Origin of the sequence: Edaphobacter sp. 4G125 (assembly GCF_014274685.1) — a bacterium.
Lineage (GTDB): Bacteria > Acidobacteriota > Terriglobia > Terriglobales > Acidobacteriaceae > Edaphobacter.
Genome location: NZ_CP060393.1, coordinates 2,642,798 through 2,659,848 on the forward strand (window position 1 = coordinate 2,642,798; position 17,051 = coordinate 2,659,848).

The 17,051-nt window shown below is 52.5% G+C and carries 11 protein-coding genes; 1 reads left to right on the plus strand and 10 read right to left on the minus strand.

Annotation, left to right across the window (positions count from 1 at the left end; all coding sequences use genetic code 11):
* Positions 1–166: 166 nt before the first annotated feature.
* The 10 genes from H7846_RS11100 to H7846_RS11145 all read right to left on the minus strand — a co-directional run bounded on the left by H7846_RS11100 (position 167) and on the right by H7846_RS11145 (position 14,412).
* On the minus strand, positions 167–1,465 hold the full coding sequence (locus tag H7846_RS11100; RefSeq protein WP_186696324.1) for an MFS transporter: 1,299 nt from the start codon (positions 1,463–1,465) through the stop codon (positions 167–169).
* 115 nt (positions 1,466–1,580) lie between these two features.
* Positions 1,581–2,981: an amidohydrolase/deacetylase family metallohydrolase gene (locus H7846_RS11105; RefSeq protein ID WP_186692136.1), complete on the minus strand. Its 1,401-nt coding sequence runs from the start codon at positions 2,979–2,981 to the stop codon at positions 1,581–1,583.
* A gap of 125 nt (positions 2,982–3,106) precedes the next feature.
* Positions 3,107–4,726: a PLP-dependent transferase gene (locus H7846_RS11110; RefSeq protein ID WP_186692138.1), complete on the minus strand. Its 1,620-nt coding sequence runs from the start codon at positions 4,724–4,726 to the stop codon at positions 3,107–3,109.
* Positions 4,727–4,804: 78 nt separating this feature from the next.
* Entirely contained in the window at positions 4,805–5,302 is a 498-nt protein-coding gene (locus H7846_RS11115) for a RidA family protein (RefSeq protein WP_186692140.1), read from the minus strand.
* A 30-nt stretch (positions 5,303–5,332) separates the two neighbouring features.
* Positions 5,333–6,616: an aminotransferase class V-fold PLP-dependent enzyme gene (locus tag H7846_RS11120; RefSeq protein WP_186692142.1), complete on the minus strand. Its 1,284-nt coding sequence runs from the start codon at positions 6,614–6,616 to the stop codon at positions 5,333–5,335.
* Between the two features lie 80 nt (positions 6,617–6,696).
* Complete coding sequence (locus tag H7846_RS11125; protein ID WP_186692144.1) at positions 6,697–7,479, minus strand: RraA family protein; 783 nt, start codon at positions 7,477–7,479, stop codon at positions 6,697–6,699.
* 92 nt (positions 7,480–7,571) lie between these two features.
* Complete coding sequence (locus H7846_RS11130; protein ID WP_186692146.1) at positions 7,572–10,907, minus strand: TonB-dependent receptor; 3,336 nt, start codon at positions 10,905–10,907, stop codon at positions 7,572–7,574.
* A 250-nt stretch (positions 10,908–11,157) separates the two neighbouring features.
* Positions 11,158–11,781 carry a response regulator gene (locus H7846_RS11135; RefSeq protein WP_186692148.1) on the minus strand — a complete coding sequence of 208 codons (624 nt, stop codon included), beginning with the start codon at positions 11,779–11,781 and terminating at the stop codon, positions 11,158–11,160.
* A complete protein-coding gene (locus H7846_RS11140) occupies positions 11,778–12,917 on the minus strand; it encodes an ATP-binding protein (RefSeq protein WP_255460566.1) in 1,140 nt (379 codons plus the stop codon). The genes H7846_RS11135 and H7846_RS11140 overlap by 4 nt, the downstream gene beginning before the upstream one ends.
* Before the next feature lie 181 nt (positions 12,918–13,098).
* Positions 13,099–14,412, minus strand: coding sequence for an MFS transporter (locus tag H7846_RS11145; RefSeq protein ID WP_186692150.1), 1,314 nt, complete (start codon positions 14,410–14,412; stop codon positions 13,099–13,101).
* Positions 14,413–14,730: 318 nt separating this feature from the next.
* On the opposite strand from H7846_RS11145, the gene H7846_RS11150 reads away from it, so the two are divergent.
* Positions 14,731–16,971 carry a beta-glucosidase gene (locus tag H7846_RS11150; protein ID WP_186692152.1) on the plus strand — a complete coding sequence of 747 codons (2,241 nt, stop codon included), beginning with the start codon at positions 14,731–14,733 and terminating at the stop codon, positions 16,969–16,971.
* Positions 16,972–17,051 lie beyond the last annotated feature (80 nt).

Here is a 17,051-nt window from a genome sequence, read left to right on the forward strand (position 1 = left end):
CATTCAGATGGCAAAGCACCTCACGTCTTCCGAACAGGAGTACTTCTCTGTTCGGCTCCTGAAATTACTGCTCTTGAATGGTGGTGGAATCATAGGTTCCGCAGGAATCCCTTGGCTACGGACAAATGACTTATTTGCACGACTTACTCATATCTGAGTTTTGGGCTTACCTGGCTAACAGATGCTCTTCCGAGGAGGACTCCGCCAGGAGAGGCCGCTCGGGATGAACCGTCATCCAGCAGATGCCTCCGACAATAGCCAAGATGGCCGCAATCGCGAAGGAGGTGGTCCAACCATAACGCTGCGCGACCCACGGAGTTAAAGAGGCGGTTACGGCTCCACCAATCTGCCCTCCCATATTGATCATGCTGGAAAAGACCCCGGAATTGTTTCCGGCGATATCGACGGAAACCGACCAGAAGGAACTTTGCGAGAGATAGAGCGCGCCGGCCCCACCAGCAAGTATCAATCCGGCAAGCTGTGGGCTGTGAACCTGGGACCCCAGGACAAGAAAGACGGCGGTGAGCCACAACGCCACAGCTGCGAGACCACAGCGTCCGGTACGCAACCCAAACTTATCGGTAAGGCGGTCGCTCAACATGCCTCCCAGGAGGCAGAAGATTGTCATGGACAGAAATGGCAGCATGGAATACCGCGCACTCGACTTGAGATCGAAGCCGCGTACCTGGGCCATATAGAGAAAGAACCAGCTAAAGAAAATCCAGGCGATATATCCAAAGCTGAAATAGCCCATCATCAAAGCGGGTAGATCACGGCGATGAAGAATCGCCCGCCAGGAGATCTTGTTTTCTCCTTCGGAGGATGAGCCTTCCTTTAATGCCAGCCCATCGTGAATCTCAGCCAATTCTTCGCGTGTCACGGATGGATGCTCTTCCGGTGTATCGCGCGAGCGTTGCCACCAGATTGCACCTACAACAAAACCTACAATCGCGCTGAACCAGAAGGCCGCGCGCCAGCCATGATGCGTAATCAGCCAGGTCAGGAGCGGAGGGGTAAGGCCGCTTCCTGCGCCAACTCCTGCGAAGATCAGGCCATTGATAAAGCCTCTCTCTTTAACAGGAACCCAGCGGGCCACAAATTGATTGGCAGCCGGGTAAATGACGCTTTCACCTGCTCCAAGTACGAAGCGAATGCCGATAAGAAACAGGACGGCATAACTGATAGTGGAGGGGAGAAGAGCTGTAAAAACGGTGGCGATTCCCCACGACATGACGCCAAAGGTCAGAACGCGGCGAGGTCCGAAACGTGCGGATAGCCATCCGGCCGGGACCTGAAATCCAGCGTATCCGATCAGGAACGCGCTGAAGATCCAGCCCAGACGCTGATTACCTAGTCCATACTCCGTACTGATCTGAAGGCCAGCAATTGAGATGTTCGTGCGATCAAGAAATGCAACTCCACTTAATACGAACAACCAAAAAGCCAGAAAATACCGCACTCGCATCTTACGTCTCAATATCTTTACCTCTCGCAGCAGTCCTGCCAGCCACGTTTTCCTTCTTCGGAAAATTTATACGCAACCTGGCGCATTCTTTAGGGTGAAGTCTGAACCCAGACGTTTAGTGGCCGGGTTCATTTGCGGTCCGAGTGGTACGAAGACGGAAAGTGGTCCAGTGCGAAGACAAGCTCGGGTCACTCGATGGGGGCTCATTCCACATATCCATCGAAATGCCATTGAGGTCATAAACGATCTTTCCAGCGCGAACAGTGAGTTGGCAGATCAGTTTCGTATTGCCCATGAGCTTTGTGTTGTTCATATCGATGAAGCCGAACTTGCCATGCTCTTCACTCAACACAGCGATATCTGCCGGGGATCCTACAGAGAGGTTGCCCAGCTGAGTCTGTCGAATCTCCTGCGCCGGATTCCATGTCATCTCTTGAATTACCGTGGGGATGCTTTGTCCCATCGCGAGAAACTTATCAGCCACATTGAGCAGGTCTTTCGTTCCGGAGTTCATCGCAGTGATATGCAGATCGGTTGAAAGCGAGTCGGGAGGAAATCCATTTTGGAGAAGCGGAATTGCCACGGACCAAGCGAAGCTGGCTCCGCCAGTTCCGGCGTCGAAGTAGATACCGCGCTTGCGGCCGATCAGCATTGCGTCGCTGGCCTTGAGGGTCTTGGGGTCCTGCTCACCACGGTGACCAGAGAAAGCGTGCGTGTAGATATCCCCCTTACGGAGATGTGTTGCCAGCAAATCATAAAGCGGACGCTCCGGGCGGCGCGCCCCGTAGTCGATCATGACCGGGATGTTAGCGATGTTTCCCGCCTTGACCGCCTGATCATAAGGCTTCCATTCAGGCCCCATAAAGTGGGCGCTCTTAACGCCGACGATGATGCCGGGATACTTCAGAGCCATGGTTCCGGTGGCTTCGCCATCCATATCATCGAGATTCTGCTCAATCAGGCCTGGCCGCATTCCCGCGCCCACAATGTTCAACATAGCAAGTACGCGGGTATGTGAACGGTCGATCACATGCTCTTTGAAGTCTTCAAAGTTCCGCCATCCGGAGCTTCCGGCATCAACAGCAGTCGTCACTCCATTGCGAAGGGTAAAGCCGTCGGGCCAAATGGAGTTATCGCCCGCATAAGAGTTCTTCTCCCCTGTAGTGGCGTACATATGCATGTGAATATCAATCAAGCCAGGGGTGACGTAGTAACCGGTGACATCTACGGTCTTCGCGGCGTCTTTTGGATTGAGATCGTCGCCCACTTTGGCGATGACACCATCTTTGATGGCAACATCGGTGACCTTGTCGACATGGTTCTTTGCGTCAATGACATGCCCGTGCGCAAGAATCAGGTCATACGGCAGAGGATTGGGAGTCTCTACAAAACGACGAGGAGAGGATGCTTGCTGTTGGGCTTGAATCACAGCTGAAGAAGGTTGCTGTGCCTGAATTCCCCCTGAAAGAAAAAAACAAAGGGATCCCAATAGAAAAGAACGCGTTTCGAACTTCATTTACCGAACCTCGTGGCAGCTCTTGAGAGCAGAAAAATGTCCTGACCTGACCATTTTCAAACGGGAAACCGCTTACGTCATCGGCCCTGTGGTTCAGGATCAAAGTAGGTCAAATAGCCTAATTTTCAAGCTCGAACGGCGCTCCAGGTCGCATTCCCGTATTCGCCCATATTGATAGTCCCGTTCATGCTGTTTCCTTCAACCGTGCCTTTAAAGTTGCACCGTAAAGGGTTTCCGGCGACCGGCATCACGCTATGCAGTTCGATCTGGTCACCATGTATGGCTCCCTGGAACTGCGCGTTGTAAATCTCGCCGTGATGCTCTCCGGTAACCTGATTTCCGTTCTGTTCAAGGACGAATTGTTGCTCTCCAAGCCCGCGAAGATAGTGGATCTGGACAGACCATCTGCCCTTAACGGAGGCTGAAACGCCGGATGGTACAGCAGGCGTAGGATACGAACCGGGGTTTGTAAGCGCCTGGTACAAGGCATCGGCGATGATCTTTTCTTCTCCTGCGGAAAGCATGTAGGAGGTTACACCGATGGAGCTCTGCATTTTGTCAGGGCGCTGCCCCTGTGCTCCTGCCAAAGTAATACGCGGAGTTCCCGCATCCAACTTCGCCGCCAACTCTGTTCCCGTGATCTTGAGAACGTTCGCATCCCAACGAACGCGCAGATTGGGGCAACGGTTGGAAAGGTCTTCATGTGCCGGAATCACTTCTGCGGTCAACGAAGGTAATCCTTTTAGACGATTGGCGATGTGTTGCATCCATGAGGTCCACTCGGACTGTTCTGCAGCATGATCGCGTTTATACCACTGACGCACGGCAGCCAGGAGCCCCATAGCCTCTTCCTTACTGCACTTCAGTGCTCGGCCATAACAATGATGCGGAGCTGCCTGAAAGTACGCCGCCTTGCAGAGGTTTTTTTGACCGATCATCATGCCTGAGGACTGCGGTCCACGCATACATTTTCCGCCGGAATACCCAACGAGTGACGCCCCGGCCGCAAGGTGAATGTTTGGCTTCACGGGCTCTTCCGCGGCAGCATCCACAAATACGGGAACGTTCTTCTCTTTTGCCATGGAACACAGAACATTGATGCTCATCGGCCCCGAGGTCGATTCTGGTCCAGAAAGAATATAGACCATGGCAGTGCGGTCTGAGAGTTTTGAACGGAATTCTTCAGGTGTTGCAACCTCGACGATCTCTGCGCCGCACATACGCACACCGATGTCGTAAGGGTTGCGCGAGTGCTTCGGGATAATGACCTGATCTTTCTTTTTGATATAAGGAAGAGCCTGACATTGTTCGACATCGGTGCCTGCAATGCAGGCGATTGTCGCCAGACAGATGGCCGCAGCGCACCCCGTGGTTGCAATCCCCCACTCCGCACCGGTCAACTGGGCCAGTTGTGCACCGATACCATCCATCATCTCATCGAGATGAACATAGTAGAATGAGGCATCGTACATGGCCTGTTTGACTTCAGGCAGCGAGCAGGAGCCGCTGATAATTGTGAAGGTGCCACGCCCATTAATCATGGGGCGAACACCGATACGGGTGAACAGGTTGTCGTGAATATCGCCATCATGCATCAGCATGTTCTTCGCTTTCGGCTTTTCCGCGAACCCTGCAGCACTGGCAGCGAGAGGAGATGCGGCAGAAGCCGCCCCAAGGGCCGAAAGAATTCCCGACTGCTTCAAAACCTCACGCCGGGACCATTTGCTATTGCGAAGTGACGACATAACCAATTCTCCTTCTCGTGAAAACAGCTAAAAGACAAAAAGGCATGGTGCCAATACGCACCATGCCTTCTCTTCGCTTTAGATCGAGGCAATCAAATCAATCTCGACTAGCGAGTCGCCAGGAATACCCCCCGCAGCAGCAATGGTGGTGCGAACTGGCGGAGTGTCTCCCCAGTTTGCCTGAGCGTAGACTGAGTTCATTGCCTGGTAATCCTTAAGGTCATTCAGGTAGACGTTAACCTTGAGAACCTTATCCATCGAGGAGCCAGCCTTGATCAAGTTCTTTTCAAGTTCATCCAGCACGTGCTTGGTGTGCTCTTCGACGGTTCCCTTAAAGTGTGCTCCGACTCCGGCGAGGAAAACGAGATTGCCATACGTAATAATGCTGGAGAAAAGCGGCTTCTTGCCAGGTGTCGTAGGAACCTTATCATTCTGAGTCTTCGGTGGAACAGACTTCTTCTCGAGTTTTCCGGAGACCTGAGCCTTGGCACTGCTGGTTAGCGCAGCCCCACCAGTGACAGCAACTGCTGCCTTGGCTGCATTCTTCAAAAGACCTCGTCTAGACTGTTTTTCCATCGTTTACTCCTTTTCTGATTGAACGAAAATCTATGCCTTCTTTGTGAGAACGGCCTTAATACGGCGGCCAACAACCTGATCCTCACCTGGTTGGAGCATCCAAACACCAACAACAAGCGTGTTGGCGTCGCAAGGAATACCCTGATTCGGCTTATGGCCGCTGTTAGGATTGAGTTCGATCGATGGCTTACCAGCACGTAACTGTTTCAGAGCCTCTGGAACAGTTACACCGACCGTAGCCGGATCAAACTTCAAGAGCAGATGCGGCACATGGTTGGCGATCCTGGGTGTAACGACATTAATCTGCATCGACGGAATGTTCTTCACTGCATCGCTAATAACTTTGCAGCGCCGATTGTATTCGGCTGTACTAGCTGTCTCGGATTGCTCAAGAAGCCAATCCACAGCGGCAACCATGCCGACAATCTGCTCCTTGGCGACCTTCATACCTCGTCCTACTGCATCCCCATAGGGATTCGTATTCCTTAAGGCTAAATCGGTAAGGTGTTTTTTCCCGAGGAGAAGTCCGGCGTTCTGAGGTCCGTGGATTCCCTTTCCACCTGAAAAGGCAACCAGATCGAAACCCATCTGCGTATACTTCCATAGATTTTCGACAGGTGGCATATCGGCAGCCGCATCGAGATGGCAAGGGACATTGTGCTGATGCGCAATCTCCAGCCATTGCTCGCGACCTATTTCAGCTGGAGGACCGTCTTCTTCTTCGGCAGCATTGAAGAAGTTTGTCATCACCGTCTTCTCGCTGAATGCACGCTTGTAATCATCCAGAGTAACAACCTCACGAATTACAGCCCCAGCGAGCATCATGGCATGGTCATAGCTGTACCGATGCGCTTTCTGGACGATCACCTCATTTTTGAGGCTACCCGCATCCTGTGGTAATGCGCCTGGCTTGTTGCTATTGGCATTGCCAATACAGGCAGCCGTAGCGAGAGTGATAGCTCCCGATGCGCCCGAAGTCACAAGCGCCCCTTCGCATCGCAGTTTCTTCGCGAGGTATTCTCCCGATTTAACCTGAAGGTCCTGGAGACGAACAGGGTGTTCTCCCGCGCGATACACGGCACGAAGAACCTGTGGAGGCATGCAAGCTGCAGTGAGTGTTGTATAGGTACCTGCAGCATTGATGATCTTTTCGACGCCGAGCTTATCGTAGTAGTCTTCGCCCTGGGGTGCAGGAGTAGCGGCTTCAGCCGTGCGCCCTACGAACGGAGCCGCTCCCAATACAGCAACAGCGGATTGAGACCATTGAAGAAAACTACGACGGCTAACCTTTGTGCTTTTTTCGCTATTGGACATTTCGTTCACCTTGCATGGGTTCATCACGATGGAATCATGGTAAGAAAAGTTGTCATCGGGCAAATGCCTTAGCACCGCTATCAAATTCGCCCGAACTGCTTGACCGCTTCTACGATCGAGTGAAACTTCTCGATATACGGATACATTGCGTGCTCGCTATTATCCAACTTCTGCGCAAGAACCAGTACTTCCGCGGCGTGCTCGCGGGGGACGACAACAACACCGTCCTGATCCGCAACGATGATGTCATTGGGGTTAACTTTGACTCCATCGACTTCGAGAGGTATGTTCGCCCCGCCAAAACGATAGTGCCCCACCGAGGTGGAAGGAACGGGCCCGAGGGCATAGACCGGAAATCCGAGCTTCTTGAGCTGGGGGACGTCACGAACGCCACCGTCGACAACTGCACCGGCAAAGCCACGAGAGAACATGGCTGTCCCCATGAGGCCTCCCATGCCTGCAATGTCTGCTCCATCCTCAACCTTCATGACATATACCGAACCCTGGCCACCGGAGTCGATCGCCTTCAGCATCCCCGAAAGCGCATCCGGATCTTTATTTTCCTGCTTGACCAGTTTGACTGTCAGCGCGGGTCCGGCGAATTTCGTGGGGAAGATCGCCTGCATACGGTGCGACATATATGACTTGATATGCAGACTCTGTTCAATCGCATCGGAAACCGAAGCCGCTTCAACATGGCGATAGGCTTCCAGCATTTCTGCAGGATTGGCGGCATATTCGGCAGCTGTTTTCGGAGCATCGGCACGCACGATATGAGTAATGGTCAACGCCGTTGCGCAGACAACTGCAACTGTAGCTACAGTGCGAAGACGAAGAAAGACAGAAGAAGATAGAGAACTCATTTTTACTCCTCAAAATCTAAGGACATCGTACTTGAAGAGAGAAAAAGCCGCCGGATTTGTGGTCCGGCGGCTTCCGTTTATTGAAAGCGGGGTTAGAAGTTAATCTTGCCAGCCAGCTGCAGAACTCGAGGATCGGTCTGCGTGCTGGTGACAGTTCCGAAAGTTCCAGCTACGTTGGGTCCGGTATATCCAGTCACAATCGGATTGCTGGGGTTGGCGTGATTGAAGAGATTGAAAGCCTCTGCGCGGAGTTGGAGTGTCAGACGTTCGTAAAGCGGGAAGTTCTTGAACATCGAGAAGTTCACCAATTCACGACCTGGACCATGCTGATCGTTCCGATGCAGATTGCCATAGGTATAGTTTGCAGGAAGTGCATACGCCGTCCTGTCAACGCAGCTTACTGATCTGTTGCGAACGAGGAAATCATTTGTGCAAGTATTAGACCCTGCATTGACGAAGTTTGGTCGCTGGACTCCACTTGTTCCTGTATTTGCGATGTCCGATGCAAGGCCAACATTGAACGGCATACCAGTCTGCAGGGTGACGATCATGTTTGCCTGCCAGCCTCCAAGAACCGTACGGACGGCATAGTTGCGTCCCGAAAACTCCGGAAGCTGGTAGAGCACTGTTCCCACGAAGCGATGACGGATATCCCAGTTCGAGTTTCCGTAATCTGCGTGGATGTTGTATGGATTCATCAGGTATCCGCTACCATTGGCATCGTTTGAAGTATCCATGTTATGAGCCCAGGTATAGGACATGTTCATGCTAAGACCACGGCTCATACGCTGACGAAGGATAGCAGTAAGGCCGTTGTAGGTCGACCAGCCACCATTGTAGATTTCGCGGATGACCCCGAAATTTTGATAGGGGCGACGTGAATTAATAACTCCAGAACCAGGTTGGGGGGTGTTCGGCTGCCAGGAGAAATCAAGATTGACCGACTTGGACCCGAGGTACTGGAGTTCGAAAGCTGCATCTTTCCAGAGTTCAACACCGGTATCTACGTTCCACTGATACATACGTGGAGTAGGAAGTCGGGGGGCATCTGTAAAGGCGTTGCAATAGCTCTGAAAGTCTGTGGGAACACAGCCGGACTTAGCAGCTGCGCCGCCACTTGGATTTTCGAACGTATTGACCGAAAGATTTGGATTTGCGTTATAAGTAGCAGCATTCGCAAGAGGGTAATTGCTGCTAGCTAGCGTAAACGCATTCAAGTGATTTGGGTTGTAGTAAATACCGCCGCCTCCGCGGATTACGATCTTGTCTGTAGCACGATAAGCAAACCCGAGGCGTGGAGCCCAGAGATTGTTGTTTGATCCTGTGAATTTGAATCCAGGGGTGGGAGTGAAGGTGTTTCCCGTTGTCGCATTAGTTGCAGGGATGAGAGCGGTAAAGTCTGCATTGAGAATGCGCGCATATCCATTTAAAGAGTACGGAATCGTGGGTTGTTCATAACGGATGCCATACAACAAAGTCAATTTCTGGGTTACCTGCCAGTTATCCTGAACAAAGTAGCCATTTCGCCAGCTCCCGACAGAACCCTTCACCTGAAACGTAGGCGTTACTGCTGCGGAAGCGCGACCAATGATAAAGTCTGCCATTCCATTGCTCGACGTTTTATTATCGCAGGCTGACGGATTGGAACCGGGAACGGGCTGGCAGAAGCTGGTGTACCGCCCGTTGAAGGTAAAGCTTCCGCGAGGATCATTCTGCGCTGCGCGGCCGATGGTCATACGGCGAATATCCGCACCTGCCATGATGGTGTGCTTCCCTTTGGTCCAGGAGATCTGATCGTATGCATGAAGGGTACGATCATCCTGCTTCCAGTTGGTTCCACCTGAACCAAGAGTGAAGTAGTTGGTCACGTTAATGGTTGGAATTCCGGGGTTGTTGTTATCCACATCGGCCGTATAACCAGGAATGCCAAGTTTTGATCCGGCATCTTTTTGTCCCGCCTGCGCAAAGCCGTTGTTGACACTATTCGTCAGAACGTTGAATCCAACGCGAAGATCGTTGATAAAGTTCGGCGTAATGATATGGGTATAGCCGATCATGCCATTCCGATCGGTAGTTGGCGAATAAGCGTTAGAAGTCGGAATAGCGCTTCCGCTTACATAGTCAAGTTTCTGCCAGAGGAACCGACCAAAAAGTCGAACGTTCTGACCAATGTTATGATCGACGCGATCCAGGGTTTGGTTCTGCAGGAGATTTAGCGGAGCATAACTGTTGAAGTTATTTCCCAGCCCAGACTGAGTTGGCAATGGATAGTACTGAAGAAGCTTCGCGGCGATGGGATCGACCGGAATTTGGTTATTTGCATATTGAGTCGTGCGATTTGCAGGATCATAAAGCTGAACCAGCTTTTGCTTGCATTGCTCGGACGTATCAGACGGCGAACACATTAGATTCGGGTCAAGCAGCTCCGAGAAATCTCCTGAACGCATCTTTACAGTAGGAACTGCACCGACGGTGCTGGTCTGCTGATACTGTCGGAGACCTTCATATGATCCCATGAAGAATGTCTTGTCGCGACCGTTGTAGAGGAACGGGATAACGACCGGGCCGCTGAGCACGCCGCCAAACTGGTTGAAACGCATCTTAGCCGCTTTTGCACCCTTTGCTGCAAGCCAGGGCTTTGCATTGAATACGTCGTTCTGGACGTAATCATAAGCTGTTCCATGCAGAGTGTTCGTACCGGACTTGGTGTCCGAGTTGATGTGGATACCCATGTAGGCGCCATACTGCGCGGTATAGTTACCGCTCTGAACCTGAACCGCCGAGATAGCATCCGGGTTTGGCGTAACCGGGGAGTTCGAGATCAGCGAGTTCATGATGGTGATACCGTCGAGCGTCAGCGAGTTCGTGACTTCGCGAGTACCTGCGCCGATGTAGTTCGCTCCAGGAGGAACGTCACGGAAGGAGGTCTTCGGACCAATGATTACGTTCGACGCCGTCGTTGCGAGATCCATCACGCGGCGGGTGTTCATCGGGAGGTTCGTCACCTGATGGGTGCCAATAGTGTCGCCGATCAAGGCATCGTCGGTCGAAAGAGCCGGAGTCGAGGCCGAGACCGTAATTTCCGTGGTGTCGGTACCAACGCTCAGAGAGAAGTCCGTACGAACGGCCATATTGAGCTGCACCGCTACGCCCGCAGTCGTGATTTTCTGGAAGCCCGACTTCTCTACCGTAACGTTATAAGTTCCAGGAGCGACAAACGGGATGGAGTAGTACCCTTCTCCGTTGGTATCACCAGAATAGGTGACCTTTGTATCGCGGTTTACGCCCACCACATGTGCACCCGCTATCACGCCGCCGGTCGCATCACTCACTGTACCAACCAGCGAGGTATTGTTTGCGACCTGGGCCAAAAGCGTCAGTGGAGCAGCCAATAAAGCTAAACAACAAAGTAGTAATAATCTCTTCACAATGAACTCCTATTATCCCGATAGCGGCATGCCGTTAAGGTATGCAAACTGTTGCAACAGAACCGGTACTGTTGTCGCACCAGGTTCCGACTCTTAGGATGTGGATATTCGACTATATTTTGGATACTGCTGTCATCGGGCAGTTGACGTGCAGGCCATTAAGGCTAATGACCTATAAACATCAACGGCTGCCCATTGACAGGAACATAGATACGAAATCGAAAGAAAAAAATATCTTACGATCTATTGACTAATCCAAATGAATCAATCCACGCTGCAAGGCATAAATCGTTGCCTGGGTACGATCACGAGCTCCCATCTTGTCCAATACAGAGCTGACATGGATCCGCACGGTCTTCTCCGCAATATGAAGCTCTTCGGCGATCTCTCGATTACTGCGTCCCTGGGTGATACAGGCCAGGACCTCCGACTCACGAGGAGTCAGTTCAACCGATGGCATTCGTTCTGCCAGCCGGTCGAGGGCGACATGAGGGAGATAGCGCAGCCCACGATCGACATTCTGGATCGCATTCAACAGTTCTTCCCCGCTGGCATCCTTTGTTAAATAAGCCATTGCTCCACTTCGCACGGCGCGGTAGATATCTTCACTACCCCGATAGTTCGAAAGCACTACGATGCGCGCCGTGGGAAACTCTTTGCGCAGCTCAGTAATAACCTCAAAGCCGCTCAAACGAGGAAGACGAAGATCCAGCACAACGACATCGGGACGATGCTGGCGATACATCGTGATTCCGGATTCCCCATCGCAAGCCTCTCCAATGATGCGGATCTGCGAATGCCCGGAAAGAACGGAGTGCAGAGCAATGCGGGCGAGAAAATGATCTTCGATAAGGAGAACGCGAATCTGCTTCATATACCAATCCACCGTATAACATGATGTTCCTGATTGACAGGCTGTTGCATTGCATTAAACGGGACCCACACATTCACCTCGGTTCCATTGCCGACTGAAGTCTGTAGCCGGAAGGTGCCTCCCAGTTTACGTGTCCTTTCTTCCATTACGGCAATTCCGAAATGACCATGCCGCGATATCGATCGCTCGGACGACGAAAATCCTCGCCCATTGTCGCGGATCGATAGATTGAGGGCATCGCTCTCATATTTAAGATGGACTGCAATACTGCTGGGAGCAGCATGTCGAACCGCGTTCGTAATAGCCTCCTGCCCAATAGAGACGAGATGGTGGACACACCCGGGAGGCAATGAAGGTTCATCTCCTTCGACATCCAATACAGTCGCGATCGATTCACGCAGGTGATTGGCGGCAAGAGTACGCGCCAGTGCATGGGAGAGGACGTTGGTAATCTCGTCACTATCACGAAGGTCCCAGATAATACGCCGGGCTTCGGCCTGGCAGTGCGCTACCATGCTACGTGCAAGTTCGCACGACTTCGCTGCTGGCGTTGCATCAAGGTCACCATCGTGAAAGAGTTTTGCGGTCGCCTCGAGCTGCCAGGAGATTGCAGCAAACCCCGCCATTAGCGTGTCATGGCACTCCCGAGCAATCCGGTTTCGCTCTTCCAGGACGATCCCAATATGCCCTTTCATTATCTGCACTCGACGGCGATAAAGATATGCTGGAAGAATGATGGCCAGTAAGACCAGGCCCAGGTAGAAGTACCAACTCTGGTAGATCTCCGGCTTCTCTCCCACGGACAGCGTAACGATGCGAGAAAGCCACTCGTCTGTTCCACCTTTGCGTTCCTGTACTTCTAACTGGTAAACCCCAGAGGTCAACTGACTATAGTGGGCCGTGGAAAATGGGCTATTTCTCCACTCGGAGTCGTAACCTATCAGGCGGTATCGAACCTCTTGGCCGGGATCAAAATGCCTGTTCTTATCGAAGAGGATCACGACATCGGGCTGGCCGCTCCGAAGCTCGACTCGTGGAGCTTCACCGGACAGCCAGGAAGTTCCATGCAAGGGCCCTGAATTGTTTTCCGCCAGAACCTTCTCCTGAGAGAACCCGCCTGGAACGGATTGAGCCAACGAACTACAACAACATCCAGTGCAGATCATTCCGACCCAACATATCCCCATCAGCAAAGAGGCAGACCTGCGAGGTTTGCCAATCTTAGCGGGCGATGGGGCGCACTCCTTTTCGGGATGGGTTCGAGTCAGCACGTGAATGTTAATAAGCCTTAAACTATGTTAGCTCCGCAACAACAGCTCATACCACTGCATCATGATCCAGCGGCTGTTCTGGATGAACCATCAGCCAGCAGATAGCCCCGATAATCGCCAGCGCAGCTGAGAAGGAAAATGAGTTTGTCCACCCATAGCGTTGAGCGATCCATGGAGTCAGTGAGGCGGTCACAGCTCCTCCAATCTGACCTCCCATGTTGACCAGACTCGAAAATACTCCCGAGCTGCGACCTGCAATATCGACGGAAACCGACCAGAATGAGCTTTGTGAGAGATATAGCGCCCCTGCACCGCCAGCAAGAATGACACCTGCCAGTTGCGGGCTGTGAACCTGAGCTCCCAAAACAAGAAAGATTGCAGTCAAGAACAAAGCAATCGATGCCAGACCGCAGCGCCCCATCCGTAGACCAAATCTGCGAGTCATCCGGTCACTCAGGACTCCTCCAATCAGACAGCACACGGTCATCGAAAGAAAGGGCAGCATTGCGTACTGCGCGCTCGCTTTCAAATCGAATCCGCGCACCTGAGCCATATAAAGAAAGAACCAACTGAAGTAGATCCAAGCAACATATCCAAAGCTGAAGTAACCAATCATAAGCGCCGGCAAATCGCGGCGGTGGAGGATTGCCCGCCAGGAGATCGGCGAATCGGCTGCTTCAGAATCGGCCGCAGCGGAAGATGAGGTCGTCGCGCTGAAAGAGAGACCATCGCGAATCTCCTTCAGTTCCTCTGTCGTCATTCCTGGATGCTCTTCAGGGGTATCCCGCGAAGACTGCCACCATACAATTCCAACGGCAAATCCAATAATGGCGCTGCACCAGAATGCAGTGCGCCAGCCGTGATGCGTAATCAACCAAGTCAGCATGGGCGGTGTAAGACCGCTTCCAGCACCAACGCCGGCAAAGATCAGTCCATTAATAACGCCGCGCTCCTGCAAAGGGACCCATCGGGCGACAAATTGGTTCGCCGCAGGATAGATGACACTCTCTCCAGCTCCCAGAAGGAAGCGGATGCCAATCAGAAAGACGACAGCAAAAGGCATGCCGCTTGGGAGTAAGGCGGTCAATACCGTGGTCACCCCCCACGACATCACACCAAGGGTCAGGACTCGCCGAGGTCCAAACCGCGCAGAGAGCCATCCTGCGGGGACCTGAAACCCCGCATAACCGATCAGAAATGCACTGAAAACCCAGCCGAGGCGCTGATTTCCCAGACCATATTCAGTACTGATCTGAAGTCCTGCGATGGAGATATTTGTGCGATCAAGAAATGCGACTCCGCTTAATACAAACAGCCAGAAGGCCAAAAAGTACCGCACTCGCAACCAACGTCCAAACATCCCCGCTCCCAATGGCGCCCCCACTTCCCTCACATAACTTCACCAATAGAAACATGGCTTAATCGCAAAGCCCTCAGGCAAAGACACCCCGACCGAGCAGGGTCAAACAATCTGCTGACTGGAGTTGCCATTACTATACAAAATCCCATAGACGTTCGGCCCGTCTTTTTAGAGTCTTAGGGGGAAATTGATCTCGCGCGTCGAACGGTCGCCACCTTTCCACTCAGGAATATCATCCTGTCTAAATCGTTTTAATTGACGATCTCTCACCCTCCGCATTAGCATGAACACGCAAAATCAACCGCTTAAGGGAGCTTCATGCAGATTCTCTGGTCAGGAAAGTTCCTTCCCTTAGCCTGCTTCGCAGTATTTTCCATAGTGAACGTATCGATCAGCGCCCAGGTGACGACGCCGGCTTCACCCTCCGCTCGTCCTTGGATGAACAAAAACCTGTCTCCGGATGAACGAGCAGAACTGGTTCTGAAGCAGATGACTTTAGAGGAAAAGATCAACCTGCTCCATGGAACCGGAATGGCGCACGTACCGAACTGGCAGACTCCATTGACCTACCTCTCTAATGGCGGAGCCGGCATGACGCTTGGGGTTCCGCGTCTGGGAATTCCGAATATCTACATGTCCGACGCCGCTTACGGGGTTCGCAGCAGTGGGGAGAACGGACGCTATTCGACAGCTCTTCCCTCTCCTGTTGGGGCTGCCTCCAGCTGGAGTACCGAAGCGGCATGCGAATACGGCGGACTCATTGGACGTGAACTCAGGGCACAGGGCTACAACATGACACTTGGCGGCGGTGTAAACCTCACACGCGAGCCTCGTAATGGACGCACCTTCGAGTACATGGGTGAGGACCCCTTGCTCGCCGGAACTCTCGTGGGCCATCGGATCAAGTGCGAACAGGCCGAACATGTTATCGGGGACATCAAACACTACGCACTCAACGACCAGGAGACAGGGCGAAATATCGTCGATGTGCACATGTCCAAACGGGCCATGCAGGAAAGCGATCTGCTCGCCTTCCAGATCGGCATTCGAATCGGTAACCCAGGTGCGGTCATGTGCTCCTATAACCGTATCGATGGTGATTATGCCTGTGAGAACAAATACCTCCTGACCGATGTTCTTAAAGAGGAGTGGAACTACAAAGGCTTTGTTGTCTCCGATTGGGGAGGAACTCACAGCACCCAAAAGGCGTCTGCTGCGGGGCTCGATAACGAGCAACCCATGGATCAATACTTTGGCCCCCAACTAAAAGAGGCCGTCGAATCAGGACGAGTCCCCATGACCGAGATTGACGATCACGCCCACCGCATACTGCGATCTGAGTTTCTTTCCGGCATCGTCGATGACCCCATACAGAAGAGCGTCGTCGATGTCGAACGCGGCTTCGAGATTTCTCAACGAATTGAAGAACAAAGCATTGTTTTACTCAAAAATGAGAAGAACATCCTTCCGCTTGATCAGACCGGAGTCCATAACGTAGCGATCATCGGGGCCCATGCGGATGTCGGAATGATCTCTGGTGGTGGATCAGCGCAGGTCGATCCACCAGGAGGAAACGCCATCATGCCTCCAGGACAGGGCGCTACTCACTGGCAGGATCACATTTGGTTCCCTACCTCGCCATTGAAGGCATTAAAGGAGAAGCTGCCCGGTGCGAACTTCACGTTCAATACAGGCGACAATGCAACTTCCGCAGCTGATCTGGCCCGGAAGTCTGATATCGCCATCGTCTTCGCCTCTCAGTGGACTTCAGAAGGGATGGACCTGCCCAACCTCTCTCTTCCCAATCATCAGGATGGGTTAATTGAGCAGGTCGCGGCGGCCAATCCCCGTACAATCGTAGTTCTTGAAACCGGAACGGCGGTGACAATGCCATGGCTGAACAAGGTCGCTGCTGTGGTTGAAGCTTGGTACGCGGGTAGTCGTGGCCATATCGCACTCGCCAACGTGCTAACAGGCACAGTCAATCCGTCCGGCAAACTGGCAATGACGTTTCCAAAGAGCGAGCAGGACCTCCCACGCCCTGTGATTGCTCCGCTCTCCAAAGAAGACGAGGGTTCGGGAAGCAGTGCTGTTAATGGCACCGCACGATCCACATCCAACTACAGCGTTCACTACGATGAAGGTGTAAAGGTTGGCTACAAATGGTATGAAGCCGAGCATAAACAACCGCTCTTTCCTTTTGGGTTCGGACTGTCCTATACCTCCTATTCTTATTCCGGTCTTACGACCGACAGCACGCAGAAGACCGTATCATTCACTGTAAAAAATACAGGGAAACGCACAGGAGCGGAGATCGCCCAGATCTATGCAGTGCTGCCGCAACAAGCAGGAGAACCATTCAAACGTCTTGTAGGCTGGCAAAGGGTCGATCTCTCTCCCGGTGAATCAAAGACGATAAGCGTTACTGTCGATCCGCAGATGCTCTCGATCTTTGACGAACAGAAGAACGACTGGCAGCTCCCGCCTGGGAGATATCGGATTCTGGCAGGACCCTCCTCCGCAACCACTCCCCTGACAGGTTTCTTCGATTTGAAGTGAATCGCGATTAAAGCCATAAGGAAAATGGCTTTACGGCCTTTATCTCCCCGTAAAGTCTCCGTTGTTTTTTACTTGAACCT

Excerpts from the sequence above, each read along its gene's own strand:
- H7846_RS11100 (WP_186696324.1), bottom strand. The coding sequence starts at position 1,465 with ATGCGAGTGCGGTATTTTCTGGCTTTTTGGTTGTTCGTATTAAGTGGA.
- H7846_RS11105 (WP_186692136.1), bottom strand. The coding sequence starts at position 2,981 with ATGAAGTTCGAAACGCGTTCTTTTCTATTGGGATCCCTTTGTTTTTTT.
- H7846_RS11110 (WP_186692138.1), bottom strand. The coding sequence starts at position 4,726 with ATGTCGTCACTTCGCAATAGCAAATGGTCCCGGCGTGAGGTTTTGAAG.
- H7846_RS11115 (WP_186692140.1), bottom strand. The coding sequence starts at position 5,302 with ATGGAAAAACAGTCTAGACGAGGTCTTTTGAAGAATGCAGCCAAGGCA.
- H7846_RS11120 (WP_186692142.1), bottom strand. The coding sequence starts at position 6,616 with ATGTCCAATAGCGAAAAAAGCACAAAGGTTAGCCGTCGTAGTTTTCTT.
- H7846_RS11125 (WP_186692144.1), bottom strand. The coding sequence starts at position 7,479 with ATGAGTTCTCTATCTTCTTCTGTCTTTCTTCGTCTTCGCACTGTAGCT.
- H7846_RS11135 (WP_186692148.1), bottom strand. The coding sequence starts at position 11,781 with ATGAAGCAGATTCGCGTTCTCCTTATCGAAGATCATTTTCTCGCCCGC.
- H7846_RS11145 (WP_186692150.1), bottom strand. The coding sequence starts at position 14,412 with ATGTTTGGACGTTGGTTGCGAGTGCGGTACTTTTTGGCCTTCTGGCTG.
- H7846_RS11150 (WP_186692152.1), top strand. The coding sequence starts at position 14,731 with ATGCAGATTCTCTGGTCAGGAAAGTTCCTTCCCTTAGCCTGCTTCGCA.